This is a genomic window from Coriobacteriaceae bacterium (genome assembly GCA_025757745.1).
GTDB lineage: Bacteria > Actinomycetota > Coriobacteriia > Coriobacteriales > Coriobacteriaceae > Collinsella.
The window spans coordinates 1,170,940-1,191,614 of sequence record CP107217.1 but is presented as its reverse complement, the minus strand read 5'-3'; the positions used below and the strand labels follow the sequence as shown (position 1 = coordinate 1,191,614).

General features: G+C 60.0%; 20 protein-coding genes and 2 tRNA genes. 1 reads left to right on the top strand and 21 read right to left on the bottom strand.

The window, feature by feature from the left end; all coding sequences use genetic code 11:
* Window positions 1-38: 38 nt before the first annotated feature.
* The 8 genes from OGM60_05060 to OGM60_05025 form a co-directional block, all read right to left on the bottom strand.
* Window positions 39-115: transfer RNA gene (locus OGM60_05060), tRNA-Glu, on the bottom strand.
* Between the two features lie 22 nt (window positions 116-137).
* Window positions 138-214 (bottom strand) — tRNA-Glu (locus OGM60_05055).
* Between the two features lie 157 nt (window positions 215-371).
* Window positions 372-1,766: an HD domain-containing protein gene (locus OGM60_05050; GenBank protein ID UYI98278.1), complete on the bottom strand. Its 1,395-nt coding sequence runs from the start codon at window positions 1,764-1,766 to the stop codon at window positions 372-374.
* A gap of 197 nt (window positions 1,767-1,963) precedes the next feature.
* Entirely contained in the window at window positions 1,964-2,896 is a 933-nt protein-coding gene (locus OGM60_05045; GenBank protein ID UYI98277.1) for a hexose kinase, read from the bottom strand.
* Between the two features lie 216 nt (window positions 2,897-3,112).
* Window positions 3,113-4,045, bottom strand: a complete 933-nt coding sequence (locus OGM60_05040; GenBank protein ID UYI98276.1) for a 1-phosphofructokinase family hexose kinase — start codon at window positions 4,043-4,045, stop codon at window positions 3,113-3,115.
* Window positions 4,046-4,119: 74 nt separating this feature from the next.
* Window positions 4,120-5,823: a phosphoenolpyruvate--protein phosphotransferase gene (gene ptsP, locus OGM60_05035; GenBank protein ID UYJ00157.1), complete on the bottom strand. Its 1,704-nt coding sequence runs from the start codon at window positions 5,821-5,823 to the stop codon at window positions 4,120-4,122.
* A gap of 133 nt (window positions 5,824-5,956) precedes the next feature.
* A complete protein-coding gene (locus tag OGM60_05030; GenBank protein UYI98275.1) occupies window positions 5,957-6,220 on the bottom strand; it encodes an HPr family phosphocarrier protein in 264 nt (87 codons plus the stop codon).
* 526 nt (window positions 6,221-6,746) lie between these two features.
* On the bottom strand, window positions 6,747-8,765 hold the full coding sequence (locus OGM60_05025; GenBank protein UYI98274.1) for a fructose-specific PTS transporter subunit EIIC: 2,019 nt from the start codon (window positions 8,763-8,765) through the stop codon (window positions 6,747-6,749).
* Between the two features lie 273 nt (window positions 8,766-9,038).
* Here OGM60_05025 and OGM60_05020 point away from each other — a divergent pair, with 273 nt between their 5' ends.
* Entirely contained in the window at window positions 9,039-9,896 is an 858-nt protein-coding gene (locus tag OGM60_05020; GenBank protein UYI98273.1) for a MurR/RpiR family transcriptional regulator, read from the top strand.
* A gap of 262 nt (window positions 9,897-10,158) precedes the next feature.
* Here the strand turns inward: OGM60_05020 and OGM60_05015 are convergent, their stop codons facing one another.
* The 13 genes from OGM60_05015 to ruvX all read right to left on the bottom strand — a co-directional run bounded on the left by OGM60_05015 (window position 10,159) and on the right by ruvX (window position 20,667).
* Window positions 10,159-11,787: a DNA repair protein RecN gene (locus tag OGM60_05015; GenBank protein UYI98272.1), complete on the bottom strand. Its 1,629-nt coding sequence runs from the start codon at window positions 11,785-11,787 to the stop codon at window positions 10,159-10,161.
* Window positions 11,777-12,637, bottom strand: coding sequence for an NAD(+)/NADH kinase (locus tag OGM60_05010; GenBank protein ID UYI98271.1), 861 nt, complete (start codon window positions 12,635-12,637; stop codon window positions 11,777-11,779). The genes OGM60_05015 and OGM60_05010 overlap by 11 nt, the downstream gene beginning before the upstream one ends.
* Window positions 12,634-13,437: a TlyA family RNA methyltransferase gene (locus tag OGM60_05005; protein ID UYJ00156.1), complete on the bottom strand. Its 804-nt coding sequence runs from the start codon at window positions 13,435-13,437 to the stop codon at window positions 12,634-12,636. The genes OGM60_05010 and OGM60_05005 overlap by 4 nt, the downstream gene beginning before the upstream one ends.
* Before the next feature lie 8 nt (window positions 13,438-13,445).
* Window positions 13,446-13,712 (bottom strand): exodeoxyribonuclease VII small subunit, encoded by a 267-nt coding sequence (locus OGM60_05000; GenBank protein UYI98270.1) that lies wholly within the window; start codon window positions 13,710-13,712, stop codon window positions 13,446-13,448.
* A gap of 2 nt (window positions 13,713-13,714) precedes the next feature.
* Window positions 13,715-14,299 carry a transcription antitermination factor NusB gene (gene nusB / locus OGM60_04995; protein UYI98269.1) on the bottom strand — a complete coding sequence of 195 codons (585 nt, stop codon included), beginning with the start codon at window positions 14,297-14,299 and terminating at the stop codon, window positions 13,715-13,717.
* Window positions 14,300-14,302: 3 nt separating this feature from the next.
* Complete coding sequence (locus OGM60_04990) at window positions 14,303-14,665, bottom strand: Asp23/Gls24 family envelope stress response protein (protein ID UYI98268.1); 363 nt, start codon at window positions 14,663-14,665, stop codon at window positions 14,303-14,305.
* 24 nt (window positions 14,666-14,689) lie between these two features.
* Window positions 14,690-15,253 (bottom strand): elongation factor P, encoded by a 564-nt coding sequence (gene efp, locus OGM60_04985; protein UYI98267.1) that lies wholly within the window; start codon window positions 15,251-15,253, stop codon window positions 14,690-14,692.
* A gap of 160 nt (window positions 15,254-15,413) precedes the next feature.
* Window positions 15,414-16,544, bottom strand: coding sequence for a Xaa-Pro peptidase family protein (locus tag OGM60_04980; GenBank protein ID UYI98266.1), 1,131 nt, complete (start codon window positions 16,542-16,544; stop codon window positions 15,414-15,416).
* Between the two features lie 132 nt (window positions 16,545-16,676).
* On the bottom strand, window positions 16,677-17,786 hold the full coding sequence (locus OGM60_04975; GenBank protein UYI98265.1) for a hypothetical protein: 1,110 nt from the start codon (window positions 17,784-17,786) through the stop codon (window positions 16,677-16,679).
* On the bottom strand, window positions 17,783-18,316 hold the full coding sequence (locus tag OGM60_04970) for a shikimate kinase (protein ID UYI98264.1): 534 nt from the start codon (window positions 18,314-18,316) through the stop codon (window positions 17,783-17,785). The genes OGM60_04975 and OGM60_04970 overlap by 4 nt, the downstream gene beginning before the upstream one ends.
* A gap of 8 nt (window positions 18,317-18,324) precedes the next feature.
* A complete protein-coding gene (locus OGM60_04965; protein UYI98263.1) occupies window positions 18,325-18,822 on the bottom strand; it encodes a YqeG family HAD IIIA-type phosphatase in 498 nt (165 codons plus the stop codon).
* A gap of 2 nt (window positions 18,823-18,824) precedes the next feature.
* Entirely contained in the window at window positions 18,825-19,847 is a 1,023-nt protein-coding gene (gene mltG / locus OGM60_04960; GenBank protein UYJ00155.1) for an endolytic transglycosylase MltG, read from the bottom strand.
* Between the two features lie 391 nt (window positions 19,848-20,238).
* Entirely contained in the window at window positions 20,239-20,667 is a 429-nt protein-coding gene (ruvX, locus tag OGM60_04955) for a Holliday junction resolvase RuvX (GenBank protein UYI98262.1), read from the bottom strand.
* Between the last annotated feature and the right edge of the window lie 8 nt (window positions 20,668-20,675).

Below are 20,675 nucleotides of genomic sequence, written 5' to 3'. Positions count from 1 at the left end.
AACCCGGCCTTCATACGAAAGACCGGGTATCTAAAACATGGTAGCCCGTACCAGATTCGAACTGGTGATCTCCGCCTTGAGAGGGCGGCGTCCTAAACCGCTAGACGAACGGGCCATAAGCCTCAGCAGAAAAGAAGTGGTAGCCCGTACCAGATTCGAACTGGTGATCTCCGCCTTGAGAGGGCGGCGTCCTAAACCGCTAGACGAACGGGCCACATGACATCTGCACTGCCGTGCTGCGAGGATATATTACGGGACAAAAAACGCGAGCGCAAGAAGAAATTCCAAATTGCCCAAATTTTGTCGGGAGGTTATGGAAAGCGCAGTTAAAAGCCACAGCCTATGATTTTTTAAGCCCCGTCCCAGAAAAATCATCCTAGGTTGAGGTGGGCCAGGATGGCTTCGCGCTCGTTTGGAACATTGTCCTCGATCACAGCGTCGAGGGCGGCGTTGAGCAGCTGCCCCAACTCCGGCCCGGGCTTGACGCCAGCGCGGATCAAGTCGCCGCCGTTGATGGCAAGCATCTTGAGCGTATAGGGCTCCCCCGCCTCAAGCAGTCCGTGGGCGAGTGAGCGCATCTCCTCGATCGTCTCGACGTAATAGAAGCACGACGGCGCCTTACCGAGCGTATCGGCACGTTTAAGGTCCATAAGCTCGTCAATCAGGCGCTGCGTGTCGACGCCCTCGCCCGAAAGCAAGCGCATCATATTGAGCAAACAGGAACGCTCAGGGCGCAACGGCTTATCGTGATACTTGATAAGCAGGCAAACGTCGCGAACCAAATCGTGCGAAAGCGCCAGGCGATCCATAATGGTGCGCGCCTTCTTGGCGCCAAGCTCGGGATGGCCGTAAAAGTGGCCGCTGCCCGCATGGTCGACCGTAAAGCAGTCGGGCTTGGAGACGTCGTGCAAAAACGCTGCCCACATTAAGCTCGGCGAAGGCTCCACGCCGTCACACAGCGCCAGCTCCCCCGCCACCGTCAACACGCGAGCAATATGCTCATAGACATTAAAGGCATGGTAGACGCTGCGCTGGTCAAACCCACGAGCAGGCGAAAGTTCGGGCACGGCGGCACAAATAAGCTCGGGGTAGCGCAGCATCGCGTCTCCCCCATGACCGGTCGAAAGAATGCCTTCGAGCTCAATGCCCACGCGCTCGCGAGCCACGGCATCGAGCAGCGGCGAGCACTCGGCAAGCGCCTGTTTGGTCTTAGACTCGATCATAAAATCCAGACGGCAGGCAAAACGCACCGCGCGCAGCATGCGAAGCGCGTCCTCGTTAAAGCGACGCTTGGGATCTCCGACGGCACGGATAAGTTTACGCTCAAGGTCGCCTTGGCCATCGTAGCGGTCGACAAGACCACGATCGGGATGCCAAGCCATGGCATTAACGGTAAAGTCACGGCGCGCCAGATCGTCCTCAAGCGAAGCCGCACGCTCCACACTCTGGGGATGGCGGCCATCGGTGTAAAAACCGTCCAAGCGATACGTCGTGACCTCAATGCGCTCGCCATCGCAAATGGCCGTGATGCCGCCAAATTTAATGCCCGACTCAACCACAGCAATGTCAGGCGACTCGAGCGCCGCCTTGGACTCCTGCCACAAGCCGCTGCAGCACATATCAACATCGTGGCTGGGGCGCCCCATCAGGGCATCACGCACCCAACCGCCAACATACCAAGCCTCAAGACCGGCTGCCTCGAGCGCACGCAGGACACGGATGGAGGCATTGGTCGGCTGCGTACCGTTGAGCGAAACATTGCACATAGCTATGGCCTCCTGCGCCTGCAAACGTTAATCGATGGTTCTCAAGAAGTCTAGCAAGAAACGAGCATGCGCGCACATGCAATCGTATCGTCGATTCGAACGAACGGGACAGTAAGCGCCACATGCGGCCAGAACGCAAAAAAAACACCCGCCTCGGAGATCCAAAGCGGGTGTTCGACAACGACATATCGATGCGGCTAGCAGACCTGGCGAACCTCAATGTGCTTCTTATATTCGTCCACCTTGGCAAAATCGCCCAGACCGGGGCACTCCACCACGTTGGCGCCGGTGGCCATCGAGAGGCGCAGGGCATCCTCAACACGCTCGGGAGCGTCGTGCCACACGGACAGGAAGGCGGCAAGTGAGGAGTCGCCGGCGCAGACCGTCGACAGCAGCTTGACCTCAAAGGTGCGGTTGGCAAACCAGATGTGCTCTCCGTTGGAGAAGTACGCGCCAGCGCCACCCAGGGTCAACAGCACGTTCTTAGCTCCCTTGGCGTGGAGCTCGGCCATCGCACCCTTGACGGACTCGTCGTCGCCACCGCTCACCTTAATGCCAAAGATGTCGAGCAGTTCATCGTCGTTGGGCTTAATGAGCAACGGCTCCATGGCAATGAGGTCGGCCAGCTGATGGCTCGAGATATCGAGCACGAACTCGGCACCTTTTGCCTTAACACGGCGAAGTACCTCGGCCAGGAAACCCTCGGAGGTGTTGGGGGGCAGCGAGCCGCTAATGACCAGGCAGGTCATGTCGTCGAGCGAATCAATGAGCTCAAACATTTCCTGCTCGTTGGCAGCATTGATGGCAGCGCCTGCATTGACCATGTTGTACTCGGTGTCGGGACCGGCGTTGAGGAAGACATTGACGCGCGTGATGCCATCGGTCCACACGGGCTTGACGGGCACGCCCAGGGCCTCGGCGCCCTTGACGATAAACTCGCCCGAGAAACCGGCAAAAAAGCCCAGGATCGTGGTGTCGACGCCGTAGTGATCGAGGGTGAACGAGACGTTAAGACCCTTGCCGTTGGGCGTATAGACCGCGTTGCGAGTGCGGGTGACGGTGTTGGCGGAAAGACCGTCACAGGCAATGTTGTAGTCAATGGCGGGATTTGCAGTGAGCGTGTAAATCATGTAAGTTCCTTTCACAAGGCAACGTGTTAGTGAAAGTATATTCCACGCTTCGGGAAAAGACCATAGCGACTCGGCGAACGGTGTAGAACGCGTGCAGGGCGGCGGGATGACGGGCAAAAGAAACAGGGTCCTTGTCCTGTCGCTCGCCCACAATATACAAAAATGGCGCCCCGGCCAAAACCGGAGCGCCGTACACGCGAAAATAATGAGTTTCGCTTACTTGCGGTCGAGCTTGCGGACAGCAACGCGCTTGCTGTACTCATCGACGTGACCGAAGTCGCCGATGCCGACGGACTCGGCAACGTTAGCGCCGGTAGCCATAGCGAGCTTCATGGCCTCCTCGACGTTGTCGCGATCCCTGTACCACTTGTGCAGGAACGCAGCGAGGGTGCAGTCGCCGGCGCAGACAGAAGAGACCAGCTTGATGTTGAACTCACGCTTGGCGTACCAGATGTCCTCGCCGTTGGAGAAGTAAGCGTCGCCGCGGCTACCACGGGTGAGCAGCACGTTCTGAACGCCGGCGTCGTGGGCGAGCTTCATGGCAACGCGGACCTCGTCGTCGGTGTCGACAGGCACGCCGAAGATGGCCTTCATCTCGTGATGGTTCGGCTTAATGAGCAGCGGCTTCTTGTGAGCGAGCTCCTTGAGCTTGTCGGAGGACAGGTCAAGGACGACGTCTGCGCCACGGGCCTGAGCGTGCTCCATGACCTGAGCCAGGAAGTCGGGCGTAGCTTTGGGAGGCACGGAACCGGAGACGATCAGACACTCAAGATCGCCCGCGGTGTCCAGGATGTTGTAGAGCTCCTTCTGATGCTCCGGCGTAATCGGGGCGCCGGGGTTCAGGATGCCGTACTCGTGCTGGCCATCGTTGACGTAGGTGTTGATACGCGTGATGCCATCGGTCCAGACCGGGCGACACAGGCAACCCAGGTTCATGACCTCCTCGACGATAAACTTGCCCGTGAAGCCAGCGAAGAAGCCGAGCGCGACGGTGTCGACGCCCATCTTCTTAAAGGCGAAGGACACGTCGAGGCCCTTGCCGTTGGCCGTGTAGCTGGCCGAGCCGGTGCGGACGTTCTCGTCGGGCTCGAGCGGAGAGCTCGAAACCGTCATGTCGACAGCCGGGTTAGCGGTTAGCGTGTAGAACATTTACAGTACCCCCTGTATATGTGAGGGCCGCGTGGCCGGCCCATTCCAACCACGCGGTTACCTCTGATACCAAATTAGCGAGCTGCGGACTCGAGCAGCGCCTTGACCTCGGCGGCAGTGTTGCAGGCGAGTGCCTTCTCGGCGAGCTCGTCGCACTCGGCCTTGGTCCACTGGCTGATGGTCTTGCGGGCGCGCAGGATCGACGGAGCGCTCATCGAGAACTCCTCCAGGCCCCAGCTGATCAGCAACGGCTCGAGCAGCGGATCGGCAGCGGCCTCGCCGCACATACCGACCATGATGCCGGCCTTCACGCCGCTCTCGATGATGTTCTTGAGCGAGCGGAGCACGGCGGGATAGTACACCTGGTACAGGTTGGAGATGGTGTCGTTGCCACGGTCGGCGCACATGGTGTAGCCGATCAGGTCGTTGGTGCCGATGGAGAAGAAGTCGGCGACCTCGGCAAGACGGTCAGCGAGCAGCGAAGCGGCGGGCGTCTCGACCATGATGCCGACCTCGATGTTCTCGTTGAACTTGCGACCCTCTTCGGTCAGCTCGGCCTTGCACTGCTCGACGAGCTCCTTGACAGCCATGACCTCCTCGACGCAGGTGACGAGCGGGATCATGATCTTGACGTCACCGAAGGCGCTGGCGCGCAGCAGGGCGCGGAGCTGGACCTTGTACTGATCGGGATTTGCCAGGCAGTAACGCACGGCGCGGAAGCCCATGAAGGGGTTGTCTTCCTTGACCATGTGCAGATACGGAATCTCCTTGTCGCCACCCACATCGAGCGTGCGGATGATGACGGGAGCGCCCTTGAGCGCACTGGCAACCTTGCGATAGGCGTTGAACTGCTCCTCCTCGGAAGGAAGCTCAGCAGAGTCCATGAACAGGAACTCGGAGCGGAACAGACCGATAGCCTCGGCGTCGTGATCGAGCGCGTTGGGCACGTCATCGGGGTTACCGATGTTGCAGGCAATGATCTTCTTGATGCCATCGGCAGTCACAGAAGGCTTGCCGCGGAAGGCCTCGAGGGCTGCCTTCTCGGCAGCGAAGGCCTCGGCCTTGGCGGTGTAGGCGGCGAGCGTCTCCTCGTCGGGATCGGCCTCGACGATGCCCTTGCCACCGTCGACGACAACGGTCATGCCGTTGCGCAGTGCGGTGCAGCTGTTGGAAACCGAAAGGACAGCCGGGATCTCGAGGGCGCGCGCGATAATCGCGGAGTGCGACGTACGGCCACCGGTCTCGGTGACGATACCGGCAACGTGGGCCTTATCGATCGTGGCGGTCATGGACGGCGTAAGGTCGTGCACGACAACGACGGTGTTCTCGGGCAGGACGGAAAGGTCGACGACCTCCTTGCCCAGCAGCTCGGCCAGAATACCGGTGCGGATGTCGGCGATATCGGCCGCGCGCAGACGGAACATCTCGTCGTCCATGGACAGGAACATGTTCTCGAACATGGTCGAGGTGTCCATGAGCGCCTGCTCGGCGCAGGTGCCGCCGTCAATGGCGGCGTTGATGGCGTCGGTCATGCCCGGGTCCTGAGCCAGGACGATGTGTCCGCTCATGATCTCGGCCTCGGCCTCGCCCACCGTCTCCTTCATGTGGTCGGCCTGAGCCTGGGTCTTCTCGCAGAAGACCGAAAGAGCGGACTGATAGCGCTCCTTCTCTGCTGCCGAATCAGCAACCTGGTGCGGCTCAAACGTCAAGTCGGGATCGACGGCGACCATAACGGTGCCGATACCGATGCCCTCGGAAGCGTTGACTCCCTGATACATTCCCATTCCTCTCTCCGTGTCATGTGATAAAGCGTTTTGCCATATCCATGACAAAAGAGCGCAGTTACCTTAAAACAGGTCACTGCGCCCCCAAATATGAACTTAGTTGTTCAACATGCGACCCGTTTGAGTTCTACTCGCCAAGACCGCTCTTGATAAGCTCGATGGCAGCAGCCAGAGCCTCGGCCTCGTCAGCGCCGTCGCACTTGACCTCGACCTCGGTGCCGCAGGGGATACCAGCAGCCATGAGGGCCATCGGGGACTTGCCGTTGACCTCCTTCTCGGGGGTGACGACCGTCACGTCGCAGGCGTACTTGCCCATGGTGGAGGCGAAGAGGCCAGCCGGACGCATGTGAAGACCCTGAGGATTAACGAGGGTAGCCTTCTCAGAAACCATAATTGACTCCTTTTTGTGTTTAACCCCTGTCAGCCATGCGACAGGAGCCATATTCACGACGTTGTTTATATTAACTCACATCAAACTGTTTTTCATTGTGTTTCGCACGAATTATTGGACGGATGTCGTTGCTGGCCGCTTGCCTGCCGGGCGAGGCGGTTAAGTTTGCTGCTCTACAGTCCTGCGCATGACGGAAAGCACATTAAGTGCTTTCCTTTGCGTGCGGAACTCGCGACAAACTTAACCGCCCCGCCCGGCAGGCAAGCTGCGGAAACTTGGTCGGTCCAGAGTAATATCGTGAGAACGGAATTCTGGCTGAATATTTATCCGCACGGACGATCCGATAGACAGGCCGCGCTATCCCCTTCTTCTAACTTGCGGTGATAATATGGATTGAATTTGGGGTTGAATCGTTTAAACAGTCCCTATTTCACCGCAACTTGTGGGAAGGGTAGAAAAAGGCGGGGACTCCTGGTGGAGTCCCCGCCTTATATACAAGGGGCGATGTTATTCGCGAGATGCGAGATTAGACCAGACGGGCGTTGATCGTCTTGGCGATCTCGGCGGCGTCGGTGGAACCCTTGACGGTGGCACGGAAGCCCTCGTCCATAAGCGCCTCGGCGACCTTGGACAGGATCTTGAGGTGCGTGGTGCCGGCCTGGGCACCGGGAATAAGCAGGGCGATAGCCACGTTGACGGGAGCGCCATCCATGGTGTCCCAACCGGTTACGCCGGACTCGTCCTTGACGACGATGACGGCGGCCTCGGAAATGGCATCGGACTTGGCATGCGGGATGGCAAAGCCCTCCATCATGCCCGTAGTACCCTCGGCCTCGCGGGCCAGGAAGGCGTTCATCACGGCGTCGGCGTCGCCGGCGATACCGGCCTTGACGGCCTGGTTGGAGACAAAGCTCAGAGCCTCGTCACGAGAAGCGAAGTCCTCGGCGACAAAGACGTTCTCGACCTTCACGAAGTCGGCAGCCTCGGCCTTGGGGGCCTCGACGGCAGCGGCCTTGGGGGCCTCAACCGACTTGGCGGGAGCGGCAGGAGCGGACTTCTGGTTCTTCTCGAAGTCATACTTCTTGAAGGCGACGAACAGGATGCCACCGACCACGGCGCCGATGAGGATCGCGAGGACCCACAGCGGACCGTTCTCGACAACGGGCAGGACCAGGAAGCCACCGTGGGGCGCCGGATCGTGGACGTTGAACATAATGGTCAGGATCGAGGCGATGGAGGAACCGAGCATCATGATGGGCATGACGGGCCAGATGTTCTTGGTCATGAACGGAATGGCGCCCTCGGTGATGTGGGTGCAACCAAGGATGAGGTTGACGACACCGGCGTCATGATCCTCCTGGCTGAAGTACTTCTTGCCGACGATGACGGCGAAGGTGGTGATCAGCGGCGGAACGATGCAAGCGGCGGAGACGGCAGCCATGAAGTTGGTGCCGAAGTTGTAGGTGTCGGTGCCAACACCAGCTGCCAGGGCCTCGGTGAGCATGGCGGTACCGGTGACGTAAGCAGCCTTGTTAACCGGGCCGCCCATGTCAAAGGCGCACATGCAGCCGATAGCAAGACCCAGGACAACAGCGCCGGAGGCAGACAGACCCTTGAGGAAGTCCATCATGGCGGTGTTAATGGCAGCCATGGGGCCGGAGATGCCGAGCATCACGAGACCGACAATCAGCGTGGAGAACAGCGGGTACAGGAAGATAGCCTTGAGACCGTCCAGGTTCTTGGGCAGACCGGCAAAGACCTTCTCGAGCAGCAAGATGACATAGCCAGCGAGGAAGCCGCCGACGATGCCGCCCAGGAAGCCGAAGCCCACACCGGTGCCGCCGGCGTCAATGAGCATGGTACCGTCGGGTCCCTCGACGACAGGCAGACCCTGGATGGCGATCATACCGGCGACGAAGCCGGGGACGAGTGCCGGGCGCTTGCCGATGGACTCGGCGATGTAGGCGGAAAGCACGGGAACCATGAGGTTCATGGCGATGCCGCCGATAATCTTGAGCATAGCGGCGAAGCTGTTGTAGTCGGCCGCCGTCGAATCGAAGGACGTGATGCCCCACAGGAACGAAACGGCGGTCAGAACACCACCGGCAACGACGAAGACCAGCATGTGGCTGACGCCGTTCATGAGGTGCTTATAGATGATGTGGCCGATGGACTCCTTCTCCTCGACCTCATCCTCGACATCGGCAGCAGCCGCAACCGTGTCGTCGCCCTTGGCGGCGAGTGCGCGGTCGATCAGCTTGCCGGCAGCCTCGACGGACAGGGCCTTGGAAACACCAACGGAAACCATGGGCTTACCGGCGAAACGCTCCGCCTGGACATCCTTATCAGCTGCGACAACGACGGCCTTGGCGCCAGCGATCTCGCCCTTGGTGAGCTCGTTCTCGACACCGACCTGGCCATGGGTCTCGACCTTAATGGTCAGACCGCGCTCGGCAGCTGCCTTCTCCAGCGCCTCCTTCGCCATGAAGGTGTGCGCGATGCCGGTCGGGCAACCGGTGGCGGCGATGATGTCAAACTTAGCCATGTGTCCCTCCTTTTTAAGTTTTGCGCCCGCAGGCGCTCCCCTACACGCGCGTCCTTGCGCGCTTTTCCACATCTGAAAGATACCAAGCCACCGCTTGTACGAGAAGTAATACAGCTCATTTCTCCGGTGAAAGGTTCTTTCATTACCGTAAACGGTCGATGAAAGTTTACCATCAACTATTGAAACGGCAAGGTGTATCTTGTAATTGAAAATGCCCTTATACTACGACATTACGAAACAAGTCCGATTTTTATGCCAGCCAGGAGCCATCCCATGTCCGATAGCAGCAAGAGCGCACTCTCCCTTATTAGTACGCACAAGGGATACAGCGAGTCCGAGCAGCGCATTGTCGACTATATCCTAGAGCACCAGTCCGAGGCACCGCGTCTGACAGCCGCCCAGCTCTCGCGCGCCGCCGCAACCTCCGAGGCAACCGTCTCGCGCTTCTGCCGCAAACTGGGTTTTGGCAGCTTTCGCAGTTTCCAGTTTTCGCTGGCGCGCGATCTGGAGAGCCAGCGCAATGAAGGACTCACCGACGAGGTATCGCTCGACAATATGGAACAGAGCCTCAAGAATATCCTCGCCGCCAAGGTCAGCGAGCTCAATGCGACCATCGATGGCATTGATCACGACACACTGGCAGCCGTCGTGCGCGCGTTTAAGAACGCAGGGGCTATCGAGTTTGCAGCCGTAGGCAACACCAATGCCGTCGCGCTCGACGCGACGTTTAAGTTCTCTCAGCTGGGCCTTCGCTGCATGGCAAGCACTATCAGCGAGACCTCGATTGGCTTTGCGCTCACATTGCGCCCGGGCGATGTCATCGTGCTGATCTCGAACTCCGGCAAGTCGCGTCGACTCAATCGCATGGCAAAGGCGGCTCGCGACTGCGGAGCTACCGTAGTCGTCATTAGCAGCGACAGCAAGTCTCCGCTTGCTCGCCTGGCCGACTACACCTTTAATACCGTGAACCACGAGGCGCTGCTCACCACGGGTGACTTTGCGTTCTCCAAGATGAGCGCCACGATGATCATCGAGGTTATCTATAACTTCCTGCTGCCCGAGATTGAAGACGCCCGCGAGCATATCAGCTACTACGAGGAGCTCATCCAGCCGGATAAGGTCGTGGAGTAGGTTTTATCAGGGGTCGTTATGTACCGTTCCGATAAAACTATGCCGGTTTACTACGATGAAATCGGAATACGCGACCACATCGTGTTTTAAAAGAAAACCGCAGGGGTTCTACCTGCGGTTTTCTTTTTACAATTTTAGCTGTGCTCGAGCTACGCCGATTCATCGTAGTAAACCGGCATAGTTTTTGACGGTCGGGCCAGACAAGCAAGTGGCGGTGCAACAATTGCTGATATTTTGTCCCCGCCAACACTGTCGGCTCGTTCTAGCCTCGAGCCTCTTCCAGCATCTGCATGGCGTGTGCCAGGCTTGCCTCCGATTGATCGCCGCTCAGCATGCGGGCGATCTCTGCGATGCGGGCGTCCCCGGCCACCTCATCCAGATGCGTCTGGGGAACGTCGCCGGGCTCTTTACTTACCACGTAGTGCTTATCGGCCATGACGGCGACCTGCGCCAGGTGGGTTACGACAATCACCTGATGCGTAGCGGCGAGATCTGCCAGCACGCTCGCGAGGGCACGTGCGGTAGAGCCGCCGACACCTGCATCGACCTCGTCGAACACCAGCGTATCCACGCCATCTGCGTTGCCGAGGACGGCCTTGCTCGCCAGCATGACGCGGCTCAGCTCGCCGCCCGACGCAATGCGGCGCAGGGGGCGCGGCGTCAATCCGGCACCGCTGCGATATAAAAGCTCATAGCTCGAAGGCCCCGCCGGCGTCCATTCGGCACGCGGAAGATCGCGCGACTCCCAAACGAGCTCGGCGCTGCCCATCTCCAGGCGCGCCATCTGACGGCCGACCTCGTGGCAAAAGCGCGGGGCTGCCGTATTCCGCGCGCGTTTAAGCGCCTTGGCAGCAGCAAAAAGCTCGCGTTCGGCGCTCCCGAGTGCCTCGCGTGCCTTCTTGATCTGCTCATCGCCATCATCGACCAGGGAAAGCAGCTCTTGTGAGCGATCACGCATGGCAAAGACATCGTCCATGGTGGGACCCCACTGTCTCAGAAGCCCCTTAAGATCGGAATAGCGCTCGCGCATGCGAGCAAGCTCACGAGGGTCAAACGCAACCCCATCGCGATAGGCGCGCAACTCATTGGCACAATCCTCAAGAGAGATGCAAGCATCCGAAAGCGCATCGGCGATATCGCCCAGCTTGCGATCGACGGTCGCCATACGGGAAAGATCTGCTACGGCGCTGTTCACGGCATCGAGCGCTCCCCCTTCGGCTGCAAGCGAAGCATGGGCATCATTGGCCGTGGCGACGAGCACCTCGGCATGCTCGGAACGCGGCAGCAGCTCCTCGAGCTCCTCATACTCACCCGGCTTGGGGTCGACCTCGGCGATGCGCTCCAGGGCGAAGCGCGCCTCCTCAACGCGACTCCCCTGCGCACGCGAGGTCTCTTCGACGCGACGGACCTCCTTGGCGGCCGCGCGCGATGCCTTAAAGCAAGCACGGTAGTGCTCGAGCGCCTCAAGTGCCGGGCGTCCTGCCCAGGCATCGACCATGGCAACATGATGCGCCGGCTCGAGCAGGCGCTGGTGCTCGTGCTGACCGCAAAGATCCATCATCACGCCGACGCGATCCGAAAGTTCGCGCACGCTGGCGATGCGGCCGTCAATTTTTACACGGCTGCGGCCCTCGGCAGAAAGGCTGCGCTGCACGGTGAAGCCCTCCGTGTCGTGCGGGCCGTCAAACAGGCGCGCCTCGACGCTGGCAACCGCCTCGCCCTCGCGCACCGTCGACGAATCCGCGCGCTCACCCAAAATGAGCTTGAGCGCCGAGAGCAGCGCGGTCTTACCGGCGCCGGTTTCTCCGGTCAGAACTGTTAGGCCTGCACTCGGAACCAACGTCGCCTCGCGAATGAGTGCAATGTTGGAAACCTGCAGTTCATCGATCATGACGCACTCCGTAGAACACGCGGCTCACCGAGTTATAGAAGCTCTCGGGGCCGTAATCCAGCAGCAGCACATCTCCGGGACCGCGACGCACAGCCACGCTCTCGACCGTGCCATCGCAGGTAATAAACTGTCCATCGATGGCAATCGCCGGCACGCTCGGACGATCATCGGACATAAAGATCTCGACGACATCGCTCGGCGAGGTCAAAAAGGCGCGAGCCTGAATGGTATGTGGAGCGATGGGCACGCAGACCATGCCCGTGTAATCGGGACTGACGATGGGGCCGCCAGCGGATAGCGCGTAGCCGGTGGAGCCGGTCGCCGTCGAAACGACGACACCGTCACCGCGCAGGCGGTCGATATGATGGCCGGACACCGTGATGTCGAACTCGACCATATCGGACAGGGGCCCGCGCGTAAGCGCCATGTCGTTGAGAGCGAACGTGCGCACGGCATCCTTCGTACCGTCTTCGCGCACCGAAACGATATCGGCGGCGATGGTGGCGCGACGGCTCACATGGAGCTCACCGGACAGGGCATCGCTCACGACCTGCAAAATGTCGCGCTCCTCGGGGCTCGCGGCCGTCAAAAACCCCAAATGACCATAAGAAAGACCCAAAATGGGAATCTCACGGTAGTTAAGAATACGGGCGGCACGCAGCAGCGTACCGTCGCCGCCGAGCGTAATGACCAGGTCGGCATCGTCAACATCGGGCGCACTCTGGATCTTGGAGCGCTGGTCGGCAGCCCATGCGACCTCGTAGCCCTGGCGCGAAAGCCAAAGCTCAAGCATCAGGCCGCTCTCGACCGCTTCTTGTTTGTAGAAATTGGGAACCAGAAAGACCTTCATAGCGTTGCAGCTTTCTCGCTCAAAACCGATACCTGGGATTGCAGCTCATCGTCGGTGCGCTCGCCGGGGGCAAACCTCGTGCCGTACAGGAAAAACTCAACGTTGCCCTTGGCGCCATGGATGGGCGACACGCACACGTCGAGCGGGAACAGGCTCTTGGCGGCAAAAAGCTCAATCGCTGCCACGAGTGTATCGCAGCGGACAGCGGGGTCTGTCACAATACCGCCCTCGCCCACCAGCGCAGCCGGTGCCTCAAACTGGGGTTTTACGAGTGTGCAGAACGAACCCGAAGGCTTCAGGCACGCCAGCACGGCATCGATGATATTCGCTATGCTCGTAAACGACACATCGCACACGGCCAAGTCGATAGCGCTGCCGTAGCCAAGCTCGGGCAGCTGCGTGACGTTAGTGCGTTCATGGAGCGTCACGCGATCGTCTTGGCGCAGCGACCAATCAAACTGGGCGCGACCCACATCGACCGAAACGACCGTAGCGGCGCCGCGCTTGAGCAGGCAATCGGTAAAGCCACCCGTAGAACAGCCCACATCGAGGCAAGCAAGGTCCGTCGGATCAATCCCAAACGCATTGAGCGCTCCCTCGAGCTTGAGCCCGCCGCGCCCCACGTAGGGAATACGGCCCTTCACGTGCAGGGGCAGACCGGGCGTCACCTTAAGGCCCGGCGAGGTCAAACGCTCGCCGCCACTCGAGACCAAGCCGGCCATAAGAGTGCGAAGGGCATCCGCTCGATCGGCGCAGATGCCCTGTGAAATCAGTTCGTCATCGAGACGCACACGTTTCATGAATGCCATCAACCATTCGTATCCGGGGACGCGGCCTGGCTATCGTGGGATTCGTTTGCCGCATCCTCATCGTATTCCTGCTCGAGCTTATCGGCCTCACGAGGCGTCAGCTCAAACTTGTCGACCATATCGACCGCACGGGAGCCCAGCTCAATCGCCTCATCAAACAGATCGAGCGAACGCTCCAGGGACGTATCCTTGGAGCGAACGGTCGCAATAATCTGGTCCAAGCGGTCCGAGATCTCGTCGAAGTTGCGGACGGAACCCTCTGGCATGGCTACTCCTCGACGGTACCGGTCTCGGCCTCGGCGGCCTCGGCATCCTCGTCGAGAACGCCGGCCGCAGCCTGAGCGGCGGCAACCTTGGCGGCAGCCTCAGCAGCCTGGGCCTCCTCGCGGGCACGGTCCTCGGCCAGCAGCTCCTGATACAAATCCTCGCCCGGCAGCTCCTCGCTACGAGCGATCTTGCCCAGCACGCCGTTGACAAACGACGCAGACTGGTCGGTGCCATAGGCCTTGGCAAGCTCGACGGCCTCGTTAATCACGATGGCGTCCGAAACCTCCTCGTCGGTGAGGAAGCGCATTTCATAGACAGCGATGCGCAGCAGATTGCGGTCGGCACCGGGCATGCGCATAAGATCCCAGTTCTTGGCGACAGAGCGCAGGGCGCAGTCGATGCGGTCGATGTGCTCGTAGGCACCGCGGCACAGATCCAGCGCATAGGGGTCGAGGGGACCCTTCGAGATCAGGAAATCGCCCTCGAGGACGCGCTCAAGCGGGCTGTCCGTGGCCTCGGCCTGGAACAGCAGCTGCAGCGCCTGACTGCGGGCAAGCGTACGCCCGCGATAAACCTTAAGGCTCAAAGGTTACTCCTTGGGGAAAACGAGGCCGTCGATGCAAACGTCAACGCGCTCGACCTCGACGCCCACCTGGGCGTCGATGGCGGCAACCACGGCGGCGCGAACGGCCTCGGCGAGTTTCTTGAACGGATAGCCAAAGAACACCACGACGCGCACGGTAAGCGCGAGCTTGTCGCCGATGACCTCGGCCTCGACCGCCGGCTCAGAAGCCGGGGCCTTGGACGAAAGCATCATGGAGACAAGGTTGGTGGCAAGGTCCTTGACGCCCACGGAGGCGATGCCCTCGACATCCGTGACGGCGCGCGAGACGATGGCGGTCAGAACATCGGGCGAAATGCCGATGCCGTCAATCTTGATTTCCTGGGGCATGAGTCCTCCTAGAAGAGTTGGTTGCTAGACGCGGGAGACGAACTTGCCGTCGCGGGTGTCAACCTTAATGACCTCGCCCTCGTTGAGGTACATGGGGACCTGGATGACAGCGCCGGTGTCGATGGTGGCCGGCTTGGTGGAACCCTGGACGGTATCGCCCTTGAAGCCCGGGTCGGTCTGGACGATGGTGGTCTCGATGAACATCGGCGGGGTCACGCCCATGAGCTCGTCGTCGGCGAAGAGCAGCTGGCAGGTGTCATTCTCGCGCAGCCACTTGGCGTTCTCGCCCACCATATCCTCGGGAACGGGAACCTGCTCGTAGGACTCGTTATCCATGAAGATGTAGTCGGCGCCGTCGTTGTAGAGGTACTGGAACTCACGGGTGGTGAGCATGACGCTCTCGAACTTGGTGCCGGCGTTGCAGGTGTTCTCGACGACGCGGCCGCTCTTGATGTCGCGGGTCTTGTAGCGCACGAAAGCGCCGCCCTTGCCCGGCTTGACGTGCTGGAACTCGACGATGGTGTAGACCTTGTCCTTAATGCGGAGACCGAGGCCGTTCTTGAAGTCGGCGGTAGAGATAGTAGGCATAGCGACCTTTCTTGTTATTGGCTAGACGCACAAACGTCCAAATTACATACGAGCGAAATTATACACTTGCAGACGGCGGCTGCGGCGAGCGCATAAAAAGAGAACGCGGGACGCCCGAATCGATCCGGACGCCCCGCCTCCAAAAACCCAAATGGATGGTTTAGCAATCGATAATATGCAGGTCGTGCGGGGTCTTGGTGAAGGGCTCATAGCCGTTCTCGGTGACGACGCCGTAGTCCTCCAGGCGCACGCCGCCCACGCCGGGCAGGTACACGCCGGGCTCCATGGTGATAACCGAGCCGACCTCGATGATATTCTTGCTACGGTTGAAGTTAGGCAGCTCGTGGATGTCGATGCCCACGCCGTGGCCCAGACCATGGTTGTAGTAATCGCCATAGCCGGCATCGCCGATGATCTTCTTGGAAAGCTTGAAAATGTCGTTGCCCTCGACGCCCGGATGGATGGCGGCGACGCACTCCTCATGGGTGCGGCGCACGAGCGCGTACAGGTCGAGCTGCTCCTGGGTGGGCTCGCCCATCACGACAGTGCGCGTCATGTCGGAGCGGTAGTCGCAGTAGCCCGCACCGTAATCCATGAGGACAAAGTCGCCCTTCTCGATCACGCGGTCGCTCGGGACGGCATGCGGATTGGCGGTGTTGGGACCGCTCGCGACGATGGAGCCAAAGGCCAGGCTGTCGGCGCCGTTGGCGAACATAAAGTTCTCGAGCTCGTTGCGGACCTGTTTCTCGGTCATGCCGGGCTTAATAAAGCCGAGCATGTGCTGGAAGGCAGCATCGGTGATCGACTGCGCGTGGCGCATGAGCTCGATCTCCTCTGCATCCTTGATGGCACGCATCTTGCGGATGTCGTCATGCATCAGCGGCAGCATGCAGGCAACGGAGCGGTCCTCCAGACCACGCTGAATACCCTGGTAGAAGTTAATCTGCATGTCATCCTCGACGGCGCAGACGCGGCATTTGTTGACCGCAATCTTGCCGGCGACCCAGCCGGGGATGGTGCCCTCGTCCATGTCGTAGACCCAGGGGCTGCCGGCGGGCGTGTTCTCCTCAAAACTGTTGAGATAGCGCGAGTCGGTGTGGAACAGGCACTGATCGGCCGTAATAAACGCGGCGTGCGGAAACTCGAAGGTATAGTCGAAGACGCCCTTCACGCCCGTGAGCCAACGGAGATTGGCCTCGTCGCGCACGACGATGGCGTCGTAGCCGCGCTCGGCCATCAGGGCACGGACGCGTTCGATACGACCGGCAGGACCGGCAGCAAACTCAGACATGCAGATTCCTTTCTTGTTGTCCTCATAAAAGCGGGACGGGTCCCAATCGAAAGACGGATTCGCACGCGATCCGCAACCGATTGAAAACCCGCACCTCAACATGATACGAAAGACGATGGATGTCAATAAAACTTAGAGAAGTTCTTTGCGAGAAGCCAAGTAGGCGTGAGCATGGCGCTCAAGAACCTCGTCCTCAACGCTCGTGAGACGAATGGCGCCAAGTGCCGCGGGCAGCGGCAACATACTGCGGTTCGAGCGGATAAACTGCTGCCTGCGGAACTCCTCGATATATGCGCCGGGCTCCAGATCGAAGGCAAACTCCTCGATACCAAAGTCCTCCAGGCAGTCATCGACCTCAAAGACGTAATCGATATCGAAGTCGCAGGCATCATGTGCTAGGCGCGCCTCAAAGCGCATACCTTCGGACAACAGCTGGTAGGCAGGGACCTGCGAAGCGGCATCGCCCAAGCAGGCGCGCAGGGTACGCTCCCCCGTCTTGCCAAAATCGAGCGCATGGCGAGCGCTCGGGTTCGTGGCCATGAGCACGTCTTTGCGCGCAGTCTGGGACCACTGAACGGCATTGACGAGCGCGACCTCCTCGCCGACAAGAATCTCGGGGACGGTCTCAGTAAACTGATTCCAACGGGACTTGCTGCTCGAAAGCATGGTGCCAACAAGTACCGCATAACCGAGCTTGAGGTCCTCGGGGTCCGCTTCGCGAACAAGTTCGAGGTCACACACGACCAAGCCCGGCTCGGGACGGAACGCGATAGCGGGAAGCGCATTCGCCGACGAGGCGACGAGTGGCTTCATAGTCGTCGCGACCGTGAGCATGGCGTCGAACGTCGTCGGCAGCAAGGCGCACTCGGTGCGACCGCACCACTGATTGGCACACCAGCAAACGACCGAGCAGGTCGCCGTGTCGCCGACAGCGACAACGAGATCGTCGCAGGTAATGCCGTTAGCCGACAGGGCGCCAAAAACGGTATCGGCATCGGCCAGCGTAGCACCGGCAGGCGAAACCTCGAGGACAAGCGGCGACACGGCAAAACCGGCGTCGACCAGCGCATGCTCGACAACCTCGCCAAAACGCTCGGATGTGGCGCTGTTCCAAACCACCATCGCCCGCTTGGGTTTGCCCACAGCCGAGGCAAACATGCGCGACAGCTCCTCGAACGCGCCCAATCCGACGCGGACATCGACACTGCGGTTTTGGAAATTGATAAGTTGACGGCGAATCATAGCAGTCCACGCTCCAAAAGCATCTCGGCACAAAGGTAGGAAACGTCCTCGAAGGACTTGTGGCGAATATCAAGGGTAAGATCGGCAGCTTGACGATACAACGGACGGCGATGCTCAAAGAGCAGCGCCGCGTGCTCGGGCGAGCGGAAATCGGGACGCGTGTCGGAGCGGCGGATCTGGCGCATCGAATCCTCAAAATCGCCCTCGAGGTACACACAGGTACCCATCTGGTGCATGAGCTCGATATTGACCGGCGTCTCGACAATGCCGCCACCGCACGAAACCAACAGGCTGCGCTCGCTTTGGAGCGAACGGAGCGCCGAAGTCTCGAGCTCGCGAAAGCGCTCCTCGCCCTCGGTTTCAAAAATCTCGGTTACCGATTTGCCGCAACGGCGCACGACAAGGCGGTCGGTATCAATAAACCGACGCTTGAACATCGTGCCCACGTTGCGTGCAAGCGTCGATTTGCCCGCACCCAAAAACCCGATAAAGAAGATATGGTCGCAGCCGTGCTTGGTGTGCTGGGACATGACGAAACCTATTCCTCGCAGGGAAGGTCGCGCAGGGCACGGCGCTCAAAGATACGGAAGATCTGCGTATACCACAGGTCCTGAGTTGCCTGTGGCTTTACCAAGATCGTGTCGACGCCGGCAAAGTTACCGCTCCACACGTCCGTGTACAGCTGGTCACCGATCAGCACAGCCTCATCGGCCGTGGCGCCCAAGCGCTTAAGACCGGCCTTGAGAGCAAACGGTGCAGGCTTCATGGCATGGCTGATGGCCTCGAGCCCCAGCTCGCGTGCTGAGCTCATGACCTGGTCGCGATGCCAGTTGTTCGACACCATGCACAGCTTAAAGCCCTTGGCACGAGCGGCGTCGAGCCAGGCCGAGACGGCAGCGGGAACCTGCTCGGTATCACGCGGCACCAGGGTGTTATCGCGGTCGAGCAAAATGGCGCGCTTGCCGTCGGCCCACAGGGTATCAAGGTCGATGCGGTCGACCGAGGCAACATATCGTTTGGGGCTGAAAATCCTCATGTTTAATTCCAAGACTGTTGGTGCTCTTCGTAGGTCTGAGAGAAATACTCCTCGTCCTGCGTAATGTAAAAATACAGATCATCGGAGTCGGTGGGCTCAAGGGTTGCCTTGAGCGCCTCGAGTGACGGAGAGCAGATGGGCGTGGGCGGCAGGCCCTCGTGCTTATAGGTGTTATACGGGCTATCGCTCTGCAGGTCGTCGGCGGTAACCTCGCCGCCGGTGACATACATCATGGTCGCATCGCTATTGAGGTAGCGCAGACCATCGAGCTTGCCGGCAAGACGGTTGTAGAACACCGAGGCGACATGCGCGCGCTGCTCGGCGTTGAGGCCTTCGCGCTCAACGATGGAAGCGAGATTGATGATGTCGTAATCAGACATCTCCACGCCGTAGCGCTCCTTGATTTTGGCCTCGCAACCGGCAAAATCGAGCGACTTGTACTCGGTGTTGAATTGATCGAGCATGGCGCGAATCACATCATCGGCAGACGGGTCCTTACCCAACGAATAGGTCTTGGGGAATAGGAAGCCCTCGAGCGAATCGTTTGCAGCGCCTTTTAGGAACGGATAGTCGTTCACATAATTGCTGGCCTTCGCCTGGTTGAGGAAGTCCTCTTTTGAGATACTGTCGTACGCCTGGGCCACGCGATCGGCGACCTGGTCAACCGTCAGGCCCTCTGGGATAGTCAGTGCATCGGAGCCCGCATTGGGGCCCTCCATGAGCTGCTGAACGACCTTGGTCGCGTCCATGAGCGTCGTGAACGAGTAGGTGCCGGGCTTGAGCGACATGTCGGCGTTGAGCTTTTTGACCGCCGCGTAGTAATCCTTGGGATTCTCGACAATATGGTTCTCGGAGAGAATCGTGGCGATCGTGTCGCCCGAGGCGCCCTCGGGAATCGTAACGGTAACCTGCTGGCCAGCGGTGACTTTCGCATCCTCACCGGCAAAAAAGCCCTTGACAGCTGGCACGACAAAGAAAACGATCGCGACAAGCGCAAGCACGGCGACGACGCCACCGATAATCATAGGCACCGGGGAGCTTTTCTTTTGGGCACCACGGCGAGAGCGCGTGTTATAGCTCGAGCGCGTGGCCGGAGCAACGCCGTGCGAGCCATGAGCATGATGTGCGTGGGAGCGTGATTGCGGTGCCTGTCCCTTCGTGCGCTGGGCAGGAGCCTGCTGCTTAAAGCGGGAACCGCCCGCGGGCTGGGCTGTATGGGCAGCAGACTGCTGAGCAGGACGACGAACAGGTTGCTGGCCTGGACGCTGAGTGGGCTGAGTGGGGCAAGAAGAGGGCTGCGGCGAACGTGCGGCGGGTTGGGCCGCGCGCTGAGTCGGTTGCATCGGACGCTGACCGGACGATACAGGGCGTGGCGCAGACTGTCGTGTACGATTCGGCTGGCGCGGATCGAAAGCGCTAGACATGCGAAACCTCCTCGTTTTTGCGATCGAGCCATGTCTGCAAGAACAGGCTGGCGGCGATCATGTCGATCTTGCCCCTCATCTGCTTTTCATTGAGTCCCTGCTCCCGCAGGATACGCTTGGCCTCTTGCGAAGACAGGCGCTCGTCCTCAAACTCCAGCGGAAGATCGAGCTCGTCGGCAATCTTTTGCGCCACGGCGGCAACACGCTCGGCCTGGGGGCCGGGCTCGCCGGCCATGGTCAGGGGACGTCCGCTTACCAGGATGTCGGGCTCATAGTCCTCGACCAGGTAACGAAACGTCTTGGCCATGCCGGTGACCTCGACGGCCGGGAGCACCTTGACGGGCATTGCCATCTTGCCATCACGGCTCGAGACGGCAATGCCGATCCTGGTCTCCCCTATGTCCAGCGCGAGCGCGACCACGGTGACTA